The following is a 12,358-nucleotide window of genomic DNA, read 5'->3' as shown; positions in this document are numbered from 1 at the left end:
CGGCGAGGAAGTTACGCAGCCCACCACCTGGCATTAAGCAGGAAAGGAAGACAACATGGCCACCGACAAGCCGAATCGGAGTCTCAAGAAAGGGACGGCGAAGGACCAGCCGAGCACGTCGGTGAGTCAGGGGATGCCCCGGCAGGGTCGTGGGACCAAGAGCCTCGGCCCTGAGGAGGGCACCGAGGGCCCACCCGAAGGCAAGGCCTGCGTGCCCAAGCAGTTCCCGGGGCCGGGAGCTGATTCTTCCGGTCCTTCTGGCGCGGCGAACACTGCGCCGAAGATGCCGGACGCGGCAAGCACCGCAGACACCACAGATGGTGCAGCGACCGCAGGCAAGGCGGCTGGCGCCGCGAATGCCGGGTCGAAGATCAAGCAGGGCATGAACGGCGTCGCCGGGAACATGGCCGGAGGCGCGGCCCAGAAGGCGATCGAGGGAGACGGCAGCAGCGCGACCCGCCGTAACGCCGGGCGCTACGCGGGGACTGCCGTCTCCGGTGCCGTGGCAGGCGCACAGGCCGGCGGGCTTCCGGGAGCTGCCATTGGTGCAGCGAAGAACGTCGGAGTCGAGGGGGCCCAGGACGCGGTCAAGGGCGTGTCCAAGGTCACCGGCGGCGGCCCGGACGCCAAGCCTGCCGACCAGCGTGAACTGGGTGCTGGCGGCACGGGCTACGAGCGCGGCGCGCCGAAGGACGACGAGGGCCTGGGCACGAAGGCGGCCAAGGGCGTCGCCGTCGGCGGTGGCGCGGCCACCGCCCCGCCAGCCATGGGCGTGGTCATGGCCATGGCCTTCCTGAACTGGCTGAAGGCCATGTTCTTCGCGGCCATGGCGATGGCTATCAACGCCGGGAAGCTGCTGTGGACGCTCTTCGTCAACATCCTCAAGGCGGTCGGCCACGCGATCGCTGCACCGTTCATGGCGATCGGCAGCTTCATAGCCAACACGGCCGGCGCGGTCTTGGGTGTCACGGTGACGGCCACGGTGGCCCCTGTCGCCGCCGCGATGACGGGCATAGCTGCGGTGACGGCCACCGTGGCCCTGCTGGGCACGGTCCTCACGGGCGTCCTCAACTCGACGGCGCAGACCGAGGGCAGCATCAACGCGAACGGGGCAGCGTGCGCCGTCAACGCAGGCAGCGTCGGCAACGGCTCCGGGGCTACCGTACCGGCGGACGTGGAGAAGAACGCCAAGGAGATCTACTCGGTGCTCAGCAGCTGGGGGATGCCGAAGGAGAACATCGCGGGCATCCTCGGCAACTGGTCACAGGAGTCCGGGATCGACCCGACGAGTGTGCAGAACTTCCCCACGGGAACGTACGCCATGACCGCTGCGAAGGCCAGCGCCGCACAGAACACGGACAACGGCATCGGTCTCGGACAGTGGACGGGCGGCCGTAACACATTGCTGCGCCAGTACGCGAAGAGCAAGGGCGTCGACTGGTTCACGATCAAGGCTCAGGTGGCCTTCATGGTCGATGGTGACAACCCGGGCGATGCCAGGGTCCTCAAGGACATGCTCAAGAGGTCGCAGGGCTCGCCGCGTGCGGCGGCGCTGCACTTCCACGAGAACTGGGAGCGCTCTGCCGACGGCGCGGCCGGGCTCACCGCACGAGGCGGCAAGGCCGAGATGTGGTTCGGCAAGATGAGCGGCTGGTCGGTCGACAGCTCGATCGTGGGCGGCGTCGAGAACATCGTCGGTGGGATCATCGAGGACGGAATCAACACGATCCTGGGCAACTGCACCTCCCAGGGCGGCAGTTCCGTCTTGCTGAAGAACGGCGGGATGACACAGGAGGAGGCCCAGGACCTCGTCGACCTTTTCAACAAGGAGGGCGACAAGTTCCTCGACGATCGGTACGGTCCGGGCGGAGGCCCTGGCTCCTGCGGCGACAACCACGCGATGAACTGCGTGAGCTTCTCGACGTACTTCGTGAACAAGTACACGACGTTCCAGACCTACCCGGTCGGCGACGGCAAGGAGACGGCATACACGATTGCCAGGGAGGCCGGCAAGCAGATGTCCTCGACCCCGACGGCGTACTCGGTGGGCTCCGGCCCGGGCTCAGGCCCCGCCGGCCACACTCTCGTGGTGCTCGGCGTCCAGGGCGACAAGGTCATCCTCGGCGAGGCCGGCTACTGCGCCTTCATGGGTCGGGTTCGTGTCGACAGTGCGGCGCGGATGGCGGCCGAGGGCTGGAAGTTCGTGGACATGTCGGATTCCATGCTCCCCTCCGGGGGGATCAAGACGGTCTGATGCGCTGCATCTGACCTGGGGGTGAGAAGCCGGTGCAGGGCGACCTGGGCACCGGCTTCTCCATGTCCGGCGCAGGCCATGCGTGCCGACTCTACTTTTCGACACTCCCATTGAATGGGTTCAGACTCGGCCGTTAATGCCTTTCTGTATAGACTTGAGTCGCCTATGAGGGCAACATGGAGTGAGGAGTGCGTTCGGTGACGACAGCCCATGACGAGTCCGATAGCCCGGGACCCGACCAGGAGACCGGATCGATGCCCGAGGAGAAGCCCGCGGCACCGAAGACGCGCAAGAAGGTCACCGGAGCTGAACTCGAAGAGCACTTCGCGGGCTGGGCGAAGCGCCAACGAGAACGGGGCCAGGTACCCAGCCGGGAGGACAACGCGCGTCTGATCCGACGCAGTGTGACCGCGGCGATGGGGGTCGGGATCCTTGCCCTGGTCGTCGCCACGGGCGTGGCCGGCGAGAGTTTCAAGGCGAGCACGGCGGACAACGAGGTCCAGCTCGTCCAGCTCAAGGGGCATCTGGACGATGCCCAGTCCACGCCCGTGACGACGGACGACGGCGCTCAGCTGTCCAAGCTCACCGAGGCGGCAGCCGCCGACGCGAAAAAGGTCGCGTCCGGGGAGCAGACCTTCGCCACGCTGTACCACCAGGCCGGCGTCCAGCCCAGCCCGAACAACGGGGTTCCGAACCAGGCCACGCTGGAGATCATCAAGCACCGCAGGGACATGGCCCCGCTGTTCAGCAAGAGCTCCTTCCTGGTCAGTGACGAGGAGGCGTACAGCACCTCGTCGCTGACGCCGTTCGATGCGACCACCGAGATCGACCCGCGCCACGCCTGGTACATCCGCTACGACGGCCAGAACGCAGCCGCCCCGAGCACGTACGCGTGGAAGGTCGAGACGGTGATGCCCGATCTGAGCGCGAAGGACGGCTCGGTCGCGACAAACCAGGCAAAGGTCGTCTGGCTGTGCCGGGACACGGAGAGCGGCGAGGTGCTCGCCTGGGCGAGCGCGCGCTACGTGCACAACGGGACGACCGGGGCCTTCGACCGCTTGGCGCTCGTGGTGACCGCCACTGGGGCTCAGTACGAACACCAGGTGATCAAGGTGGCGGCCGGGTCCGGAGTCCCTGAACTGGGCGACACGGGCCCACAGAAGAAGGACGGGAAGCGGTGACGGAGCAGCCGGCAGCGCCCACGCGGCGGGGATCCCTCCGACGCAACCTCGCGGCCCTGGTGACGGCGGCGACCCTCGCGGTCGTCGCGACGGTTGCCGGCGTGACCTGGAGCAGCCAGCGCGCGGCCCTGGCCGAGCAGGAAGCCCAGATCAACGATGTCGAGGGTCACCTGGCAGGCATCCAGAAGAAGAACGCCGAGCAGGTGAACGCGGACGTCATGGCGGCCCTGGGTGTCAGCCGGAACCGACTGAGCACCGACGGTGAGCGCATCACGTCGCTTCTCTCGACGACCTTCACGTGGGACTCGGGACAGGGCTACGAAGCGGCGCGCGAGAACCTGAAGAGCCGGTTCGGTCTCACCGAGAACGAGACGTTCCTGAAGTCGTTCATGCCTCCGTCGAGGTTCAACAAGGACGCCCAGGGGCGGCGTTACTACTACATCGACACGGTAGGCCTGAACTCGGCCCTCGGCGCGGATCCGGGCATCGAGGTCGTCGACGTCAAGGCGGGCTTCTACACCTACGCCGTGCTGGCCGACGTCGAGGTCACCTCCGACGCGGCGTCCCAGAACAAGGCGAGCAAAGCCAGCGTCACGGCGCACCGGCGCGCGCTGCTCTTCGTCACGGTCGACGCCCAGGGCAAGGTCTCGAATCTCTCCGGCACCCCAGCGAGTGGCGAGACCCGCCATTCCAAATGATCCAGACTCCCTTTCAACTCGCCTTATTGATAGAGTTGTATTGATATCTGAGTGGTACGGCGAGTTGGGGATCAATGGCATCGACACAGACCGGTGAGTCGGGTGAGGGCGTGGTACGCAAGACGCGCTTCGTCGCGACTTCCGCGTCCCCGTGGGAGGGCGCGGACACTCCTGAGCAGACGGAGCCCGCAGGCGGACTGTGCAAGCGCACGCTCGTAGTCGGCGTGAGCATGGGTGTGGGCGCGCTGCTGTGCTTCGCATTCTCCGCGGGGTTCTCCGGCGGTCAGGGCGCGGTGAGCGATACGGCTGCGCCGGAGATCTCCTCACTGCAGGAGCAGATCAGGATCACCGAGGCGAAGACGGCGGCGCTACCGAAGGCCGACGACGCCGAGCGTGGTCTGACCGCGGCCCTGACTGCGGCTGGTCAGGTCGCGGAGCTGCAGAACGACTACCGCTACCTGACTCCCAGCGTTGCAACCGATGTGGGAGAGCTCGACACGGCGACGTCTCATCGGACTCTGCGCAACCTCATGCCCTACTTCGCCCCCTCGGTGCACCAGGCGGACCTGAGGCCGTGGTATCTGCTCGCCAGTGACAAGGACGTGGCGGCTGGTGTCGGGATCCCGATGAGCTTCAACTCCGGCTTTGAGTGGATCGCCCAGGTGCCCTACCTGGTCAATGACGACGGCACCGTCACGGTGACCTGGCTGGCGATGGAGACCAGGACGGGTGCAGGCGAGAAACCGGCGGTGCTGGCCTGGGCCCGCGCCGATTACGGCCTGGTCCGCAAGGCATTCGTGAGTATCCAGACCGGCACGACGGCCCCGGGCGAGGCCCTGAAACAGGGGGTGAAGGCACCGTGAACGAGGAGATCAAGGACAGGCTGCGCCAGCACGCCGGGAAGATCCTGCTCGGCGGCAGCGGGGCGCTCCTCGCGCTCTCGGTGCTCACGCTCGTCTCCGGCCTGCTCAGCGACGGCACGGTGACGTCGCTGGACGCCTATCGGGCCTCCGGCAAGACCCGCGATGCCCTCGCTGCCGCCAGCGAGGAACGGCCCTCCCCCAAACCGACCGGGTGAGCGGAGCGCCCGCCGCTTCAGCACGCACCCCAGAAGACCCCGACGAGACGTGAGGACACGAACATGTCGACCCAGACCCTGGAGAAGACCGAGACGACCGCCCCGACGAGCACGGCCGCGACGGCGAAGGAGGCCACGGCGAAGGCCGTGAAGGAGCAGAAGGACTCGAAGCCGCGCACCGGATGGCGGCGTCTGGCCCCGAAGAAGGAGGCCGGCGGGTTCTCCGTCGTGGTGTGGGCGGGGTTCTTCCGGGCCATCGTCCTTCTCGCCGACTACGTGCTGGCGTTCGTCACGGCCGTGGTCATCATCCCGCTGCTGGGCGCATGGCTGCACCAGCAGTCGGGAGCATCCCGGGGCGCGCTCAGTGCGGACGGAACCGTCGCCATGTGGCTGATGCCGCTCCTCTTCCTGTCCGCACTGCTCGCCGCGGGCGAGATCGTCGTGATGCGCGGCATGTGGCGCTGGGCAACCCGGATGATCGCGAAGATCCGGAACGCCCGGGGCGAGGCGGCCGGGGTCGACGTCACACCGAAGTCCACGACGAGGACCACCAACCAGAGCAAGACCAACCGCAAGAGGAGCAAGTGATGCGCACCGCAGGACTGACCATGAACGACGTATGGGCCCACCGTGTCCTGCGTGAACGGGGAGTGGAGACGTACCGGCTGGAGGGGGTGACCGCCGAGCTCGGCGTCATGGTCGAATCGCTCGACCTCAAGCACCGGAGCAAGGAGGAGAACTACCGACCGTATCTGCACATGACGGGCGAGCTCCGCTCGGTCACCCCGGCCACGGCGCTGCCGTTCGGCATCTCCCAGGTGACCTACTCCCCCGGCCAGGGCGAGAAGGTCGATGCTTTCTACGAGTTCGATGACCAGCAGTTGGTCGTGCTCGCCAGCAAGGGCTACTTCACAAGCGGCTTCGCCGTGCCCGAGCAGGTCACTGGAATCGAGTGGGAGCTGCCGGCCACGGCGGACATGCTCGTGCTCGCTCCGTCGGGGGCACAGACCGAAGACGGTACGCCCGTGGTCTTCACCCAGATCCACGGCATCGGGGGCCTGGAGATCGATCTCGAGTCCAGCGGCTACGACCTCGCTGGCTACTTCGCCGACCACTCCAAGAACGGCGTCCCGCGGACTGAGGCTGTGGTCGATGCGCGCGGACTGAAGGCGCGCTCGGACGCGATCAACTCCCTGTTCACCGAAGCCGAGCTGGGCCTGGACACCGACGTCGAGCAGATCGTCGGGGCGCCCGTGCCCGAGGCAGCGCCGGTTGTCGACGGCATGAGCGCTCGCCTGCGGCAGATCGAGGCGGAGATCGCCGCCGAACGGGAGCAGTACCAGACCGAGCGTGCGAGCACCGAGGGCACCACGGAGAACCTCTACCGGAAGCGTGTGGCCGCACCACTGCACAGGGCCGAAGAGCAGAAGGCGCCGTCCGCTCCCCCGGTCCCGGCCCGTGAGGCGCAGCGCGACCTGAACCCGGATCTCGGCCTGGAGCTGGAGGAGCGGGAGCGAGAGGCCCGTCGACGTGAGGCCGGGCCCGTCCCGAGCCTGCACGAGCGCAAGCGCCAGGTGGCCCAGCGTGCGGCCGATCTGGACTTCGGCGAGGACGGCGAGCAGAGCCTGGGTTCCTGAGGACGGATCAGGCACGACGAGCAAGGCCCCGGTTGCTGGCGTACGGCAGCCGGGGCCGTAGTGCATCGGTAGCGAGACAGGAAGGAGAGCAACGATGAGCCTGAAGCAGGGCATCGTGATCGTCAATGAGTTCAGCGTGCCGCTGCCCGGCGGCAAAGGATCGCGCGGCGCGACGCCGGGCGACTACGTCACCCGGTACATGGCCCGCGAACAGGCGACGGAGTCACTGGCTCCGATCCAGCGCCTGCGCACCGACGACTTCATCCTGCGCTACATGGCGCGGGAGTCAGCCGTCGAGCGCGCCGGTATCTCGCGGGGCGCGGCGAAGCGTGAGATGCGCCAGGCCCAGGGCAAAGGCGGCGTGGCTTTCGGCTACGGCTCGGTCTCGCTCTCCGACGAGCAGCTCAAGGCGGCCAGCAAGGACATCCAGCACTACTTCGACGCCGGGCACACCGTACTGAAGACCGTGCTGTCCTTCGACGAGAAGTACCTGCGGAAGCACAAGATCGTCGACGAGGACTTCCACTGCGAAGCCCGCGGTGACTACCGCGGGCACATCGACCAGATGAAGCTGCGCATGGCGATCATGCACGGCCTGGAGCGGATGAGCTCGGGCACCAGCGGCTTCGACGACCTGCGCTACGTCGGGGTCATCCAGATCGACACCGAGCACGTGCACTGCCACCTGGCCATGGTCGACGGCGGCCGGGGCCAGGTGACGAAGAACGGCACACAGCGCGGCAAGCTGCTGGACCGGCACAAGTCCCGGCTGCGCCGCGGCATCGATACCTGGCTCGACGAGAAGCAGGCGGTGGCTCACCTCTCCAGCGCCGTCGGCTACGAGCGGCGCAACGTCACCACCTTCATCAAGCGGTGGGCGCACGAGCGCATCCGCGCCGAGTCTCTGCCGCAGTTCCTGCTCGCCTGCCTACCCGCGGACCGAACTCTGTGGCGCGCCGGCTCGAACGACGCTCGCATGCGCAAGGCGAACCAGCTGGTGACCGAGCTCGTTAAGGAGCAGCTCGAACGTGCCGGGTCCCCGATGCCGGAGGCCATGGAGCAAATCGTGGACTACGCCAACGAGCGCCGCGCGAAGGAATCCCTGAGCACGGAGGAATGGCAGAAGCTGGTCGAGCGGGGACGCGTACAGATCATGGAGCGCGCCGTCAACGGCGTCTACCAGATGCTGAGGGCCATACCGGAGTCGGAGCTGCGCGTGCGTACGCCGATGCTCGACGTCATGGGGATGGACTATCAGCAGATGGCGGTGCTGGCTACGGATCGGCAGGGGGGCGACGAGAACGCGGGAGCTGATCTGGTCTCCTTCGGCTTCCGGCTGCGCAGCTACGCCTCACGTCTGCAGCACCACTGGGAGAAGGTCGGGGTCTACCGCGACCTCGCGCAGCAGTGGGAACGGGCCGAGAAGGCCGGCACGGCCGCTGAGGACTCGCGCCCGCTCTATGACTTCTACCGCTTCGAGGAGGGCTACCACCGGCAGTTGGTGAGCAAGTACAGGCGCTTCCTGCCCCTCCTCGGGGACGGCGGCCAGTGGTACGAGCAGCAGCAGGAGATGGCGACCTACGGCCAGCGGCTGCTTTCGCTCATGGCGCTGCGCGCGGACACCTCCCTGCAGCGGATGAAGGACCCCGAGGAAGCCGAGAGGCTGGGCCGGACAATCTACGATCAGCCCGGCGGCAGGCTCCTGGCCGAGGGCAAGCACGGCCGGGCGGTGCTGGACGCCCGCATCCGGACGATGAAGCAGTCCTATGACCAGAAGGTGGACGATCTGCGGGCCGATCTCGCTTGCTCCGGCCTGGTGCTGCGCGTGGGGTCGAGCGCCGGGGATCCGGCGAGCACGGAGACCGACGTGGTCAGCGCGGACTTCGAGATTGTTGCCGGTGCCGCGGATGACTTCGACGAGGTCAAGGCCTTGGACCTGCACCACCTGGGCTACGACTTCGTCACCGACGTCGAGATCGGGCCGCGCGCACGCCAGAACTTCGCCGGGACGACCCTGGACCGCCGACGGCTGCTGCTGGCGGCGATGGACTACCTGGACCAGTCCGGCCAGGCCGAGGCGATTCCCGACCTGCCGGTGGACGATGTCGCGGCGATGACACGGGTCTCCCGGGAGCTGACGTCTCAGCGGACGGACAGGGGATCTGGCCCGCTCGTGTTGCGTTCCCGGATCGCGGAGCTGCGCGCCGAGCGCGAGCAGGCCGAGCGGATGCGGCGGTCCGAGGCTCCGCCGCTGGACGCCGGTCTCGTCGTGCGGGTCCAGGCCCAGGTCGATCAGGCGGTGACCTCAATGGACGCCGGAATGGGATTGGACTCGAATCCATCCCCTATCTCGACCTACTCAGAGCTCGACCAGAAAGACTAGTCAAAGACTTGCCGAATGTCACATCGCAGCATTAGCGTAAGGAGCGTTCGACGGGGAATCGACTCCCCGTCTGGGCAATGTGACTGATCACGTCCGACTTGTCAGAGGGCAGTCGGAGCAAATGAGGATGAGATCATGGCACTTCTCAAGGGCAAGGGCGCGATGACCGGCGTCAACCTCATCGCGAAGGTCTACAAGAACGGCGTTACGAGGGACAGCAAGTCCCAGTACGCCGACGTCCAGCTCGACGCTCGAGATCCGCGCGGCCCGGCACAGACGGACCTGCACCTGAAGTCCGATCGGATCCAGGGCGAGAACGGCAAGGTCCACTACAACAACGGCGCTCCGTACTCCACCCGCCAGATGGAGGAGATCGCCAAGGCCGCAGGGCCGAACACCGAGCCGATCCTGGACAAGGGCGGCAACGAGGTCGGCACCATCTACGGCTTCAAGGGCAACGTGATGCCCGCGACACGTGGCACCGGCCTGGTGGTCAACACCAAGTCTGTCGAGGCCTCCGAGTTCAAGGTCGACAACAAGACGCTGGACAACCAGTTCGCGTCCATGCGCGCCGCCCGCGAGGCACAGGCCGCGGCCAAGGAGTCGCAGGCTCAGGCCGCGGCTGTCGAACCCAAGCAGGCGGTCGAGGTCGACGAGCCGACGGTCGGCTGAGGCTGAGTCAAGCCCCTTCTGAAAATACCGGTGGCCGTCCCTGTTCGCGCAGGAACGGCCACCACTGACTCGCCCGAGTCGCTACACCACCAGCACTGGAACCCAAACCAACCACTGGGGTGCCCTGGCAGGCGCGTATTACCGCGCCGTGCTCAGAATAGTCATGTCCGGGATCAGCTGGAGTCCAGCTCCAGGGTTCGGCTGGCTGTCCGACAACGCCGGGGCCTCTGGGCCGACCAGTGGAAGGCCGACAGCGCCAAGGGGCTCGCGGACGGCGTTCTACAGCTCGACTGGCGCAAGTGCTGTGGTGGGTACCACAGTCACAACTTCACGGCCTCACCGGTCGTCTAGCGAGCCCAGCTGACCAGCCCTTCAATGGCCGCCGTGCCGTCAGGCCGGTTCCGCCCGCCCGAGCATTCAGAGGGCGCCGTCAATCCCCGACGGCGCCCTCTCCCCCTCAGCGAAGCACCGGAACTTGTGACCCGCAGACCGCGCAGTGCGGGGCCCGACAAAGGCCTCGGTCCGCGAGCCCGAGTACGGGGGGGTGAGCGACAGCAACCAGAGCACGTCACGAGAGGCGCCGGAGTCCATGGTGCGACCTCTCTCATTTCCCCGCCATATCTGCACTCCAGTGGAGAGGTCTTGCGCGGCATGTTTCAAGAGGCGCAGCTCAACGAGCGCTACCGGCTCCTTTCCAAGCTCTCGGAGCCGCTGAAGAAGGCCGAGCGCGACATCGTCGGCCGCGAGCACGAGATGACACAGCTGCTGGCCTCGATGAGCCGTCCCGAGCTGTGCAACGCGCTCCTGCTGGCCGAAGCCGGCACGGGCAAGACGGCCCTGGTCCAGGCCACGATGCTGGTCGACAAGGACCGCCTCTACCTCGAAGTGGATCCGGCGCGCATGGTCTCCGCGGCGGGCAGTGCCGAGAACATGGCCGCGATGCTCAAGGGCTTCTTCGACGAGGCCGAGGACTTCGTCAGGGACGAGATGCACGAACTGGTCCTCTTCATCGACGAGTTCCACCAGATCGCTCAGCTCTCCGACGCCACCGTCGAGGCGATCAAGCCGGTCCTGGCTGCCTCGGGAACCCGCGGCATCAGGATCATCGCGGCGACGACCTACGAGGAGTTCCACAAGCACATCTCGCCGAACCAGCCGCTCGTCGAGCGACTGCAGCGCATCAACCTCAGCCCGCCGGACCAGGCGACGACCATCAAGATCCTTCAGGGTATGGCCGAACGGTACGGGGTGGCGGGCGAGTTCTACGACGACCACATCTTCCGGCAGATCTACGAGTACACCCAGCGCTACATGCCGGCCAGCGCCCAGCCGCGCAAGTCGATTCTCGTGCTCGACTCCATGGTCGGCTGGCATCGCCTGACGCACCGGCCGATGGACCGGGCCCTGCTCTCGGACGTACTCATGGAGACCCTGAACGTCAACGTGGCCTTCAAGGTCGACGGCGCGAAGATCAAGAAGCAGCTGGACGAGAAGGTGTTCAGCCAGGACTGGGCAACCGGCGCGGTGGCACGTCGTCTGCAGCTGTCGGTGGCGGACCTCAACGACAAGGGAAAGCCGATGGCGAGCCTGCTGTTCACGGGCTCCACCGGTGTCGGCAAGACCGAACTCACCAAGCAGCTGGCGAAGCTGCTGTTCGGCGACGACCAGCGGCACCTGATCCGGTTCGACATGACGGAGTACGCCGAGGACACCTCGTTCGCGGCCTTCCGCTCCGAGCTCACCAAGCGTGTGTGGGACCTCTCCCACGCTGTGCTGCTTTTCGACGAGGTCGAGAAGGCCTCGGCGATGGTCACGCGCGTGCTGCTGCAGGTGCTCGACGACGGCCGGCTCAACGACGACAACAACCGTGAGGTGAGCTTCCTCAACACGTACATCGTGCTGACGACGAACGCCGGCTCGGAGATCTACAAGAGCATCTCGCAGTACGCCGCCGACGACACCGGCTCGGGCAAGCAGCTGATGGAGTACGAGAAACTCATCCGCCGCTCCATCTCCTCGACGACGGGCGACAACCGGTTCCCGCCCGAGCTGCTGGGTCGTATCGACGCGATCGTCCCTTTCCAGCCGCTGTCACTGCCGACGCAGCAGAAGATCGTGCGGAAGAAGCTGCGCCAGATGGTGCAGGAGGTGTTCGTCAAGCACAACGTACGGGTCGACGTCGATTCAAGGGTCCTGCAGTACCTCATCGAGGACAAGGGCGACACCGACTCCGATGCCGGTGGCGCGCGTGCGGCCGTGTCGAAGCTGACCGATGAGGTCACCACCGCGGTGGCGACGTTCCTCAACGAGCACCCAACGCAGCGACGGATCCGCATCGACGTCGTCGGCGACCTGGTCAGCGACGACAAGAACCTGCTGAGTTCCGATGCCTACGTCGAGGTCAGTGCGGTGCGATGAGTCAGTCAAGGACGACGGCAACCAGTGACCAATGAGT

General features: G+C 66.7%; 10 protein-coding genes. All 10 read left to right on the top strand.

From position 1 onward, the window contains the following. Positions 1 to 55: 55 nt before the first annotated feature. The 10 genes from ACIQIB_RS23795 (at position 56) to ACIQIB_RS23750 (ending at position 12,321) form a co-directional block, all read left to right on the top strand. Positions 56 to 2,254, top strand: a complete 2,199-nt coding sequence (locus ACIQIB_RS23795; RefSeq protein WP_400760424.1) for a phage tail tip lysozyme — start codon at positions 56 to 58, stop codon at positions 2,252 to 2,254. A 254-nt stretch (positions 2,255 to 2,508) separates the two neighbouring features. Then, positions 2,509 to 3,435, top strand: coding sequence for a hypothetical protein (locus ACIQIB_RS23790; protein WP_400760422.1), 927 nt, complete (start codon positions 2,509 to 2,511; stop codon positions 3,433 to 3,435). Continuing rightward, entirely contained in the window at positions 3,432 to 4,133 is a 702-nt protein-coding gene (locus ACIQIB_RS23785; protein WP_400760420.1) for a hypothetical protein, read from the top strand. Before ACIQIB_RS23790 ends, ACIQIB_RS23785 begins: the two co-directional genes overlap by 4 nt. Positions 4,134 to 4,207: 74 nt before the next feature. Beyond that, positions 4,208 to 4,996: a hypothetical protein gene (locus tag ACIQIB_RS23780; protein ID WP_400760418.1), complete on the top strand. Its 789-nt coding sequence runs from the start codon at positions 4,208 to 4,210 to the stop codon at positions 4,994 to 4,996. Continuing rightward, positions 4,993 to 5,211, top strand: a complete 219-nt coding sequence (locus ACIQIB_RS23775; protein WP_400760416.1) for a hypothetical protein — start codon at positions 4,993 to 4,995, stop codon at positions 5,209 to 5,211. The genes ACIQIB_RS23780 and ACIQIB_RS23775 overlap by 4 nt, the downstream gene beginning before the upstream one ends. A 63-nt stretch (positions 5,212 to 5,274) precedes the next feature. Then, on the top strand, positions 5,275 to 5,799 hold the full coding sequence (locus ACIQIB_RS23770) for a hypothetical protein (protein ID WP_400760413.1): 525 nt from the start codon (positions 5,275 to 5,277) through the stop codon (positions 5,797 to 5,799). Next, positions 5,799 to 6,848 carry a hypothetical protein gene (locus ACIQIB_RS23765; protein ID WP_400760410.1) on the top strand — a complete coding sequence of 350 codons (1,050 nt, stop codon included), beginning with the start codon at positions 5,799 to 5,801 and terminating at the stop codon, positions 6,846 to 6,848. The genes ACIQIB_RS23770 and ACIQIB_RS23765 overlap by 1 nt, the downstream gene beginning before the upstream one ends. 94 nt (positions 6,849 to 6,942) lie before the next feature. Beyond that, positions 6,943 to 9,231, top strand: coding sequence for a relaxase MobL (gene mobL / locus ACIQIB_RS23760; protein WP_400760408.1), 2,289 nt, complete (start codon positions 6,943 to 6,945; stop codon positions 9,229 to 9,231). A 135-nt stretch (positions 9,232 to 9,366) separates the two neighbouring features. Beyond that, positions 9,367 to 9,903, top strand: a complete 537-nt coding sequence (locus tag ACIQIB_RS23755; RefSeq protein ID WP_400760405.1) for a hypothetical protein — start codon at positions 9,367 to 9,369, stop codon at positions 9,901 to 9,903. Between the two features lie 651 nt (positions 9,904 to 10,554). Continuing rightward, complete coding sequence (locus tag ACIQIB_RS23750) at positions 10,555 to 12,321, top strand: AAA family ATPase (RefSeq protein ID WP_400760403.1); 1,767 nt, start codon at positions 10,555 to 10,557, stop codon at positions 12,319 to 12,321. Positions 12,322 to 12,358 lie beyond the last annotated feature (37 nt).

The organism is Kitasatospora sp. NPDC092286 (assembly GCF_044755565.1).
In the GTDB taxonomy this organism is placed as follows: Bacteria; Actinomycetota; Actinomycetes; order Streptomycetales; family Streptomycetaceae; genus Kitasatospora.
The sequence above is the reverse complement of the archived record's forward strand: the minus strand, read 5'-3'. Positions and strand labels throughout refer to the sequence as shown.

What these genes read in the sequence shown, in the direction of transcription:
- ACIQIB_RS23795 (WP_400760424.1), top strand. Translation starts at nt 56, where the DNA reads ATGGCCACCGACAAGCCGAATCGGAGTCTCAAGAAAGGGACGGCGAAG.
- ACIQIB_RS23790 (WP_400760422.1), top strand. Translation starts at nt 2,509, where the DNA reads ATGCCCGAGGAGAAGCCCGCGGCACCGAAGACGCGCAAGAAGGTCACC.
- ACIQIB_RS23780 (WP_400760418.1), top strand. Translation starts at nt 4,208, where the DNA reads ATGGCATCGACACAGACCGGTGAGTCGGGTGAGGGCGTGGTACGCAAG.
- ACIQIB_RS23770 (WP_400760413.1), top strand. Translation starts at nt 5,275, where the DNA reads ATGTCGACCCAGACCCTGGAGAAGACCGAGACGACCGCCCCGACGAGC.
- ACIQIB_RS23765 (WP_400760410.1), top strand. Translation starts at nt 5,799, where the DNA reads ATGCGCACCGCAGGACTGACCATGAACGACGTATGGGCCCACCGTGTC.
- mobL (WP_400760408.1), top strand. Translation starts at nt 6,943, where the DNA reads ATGAGCCTGAAGCAGGGCATCGTGATCGTCAATGAGTTCAGCGTGCCG.
- ACIQIB_RS23755 (WP_400760405.1), top strand. Translation starts at nt 9,367, where the DNA reads ATGGCACTTCTCAAGGGCAAGGGCGCGATGACCGGCGTCAACCTCATC.
- ACIQIB_RS23750 (WP_400760403.1), top strand. Translation starts at nt 10,555, where the DNA reads ATGTTTCAAGAGGCGCAGCTCAACGAGCGCTACCGGCTCCTTTCCAAG.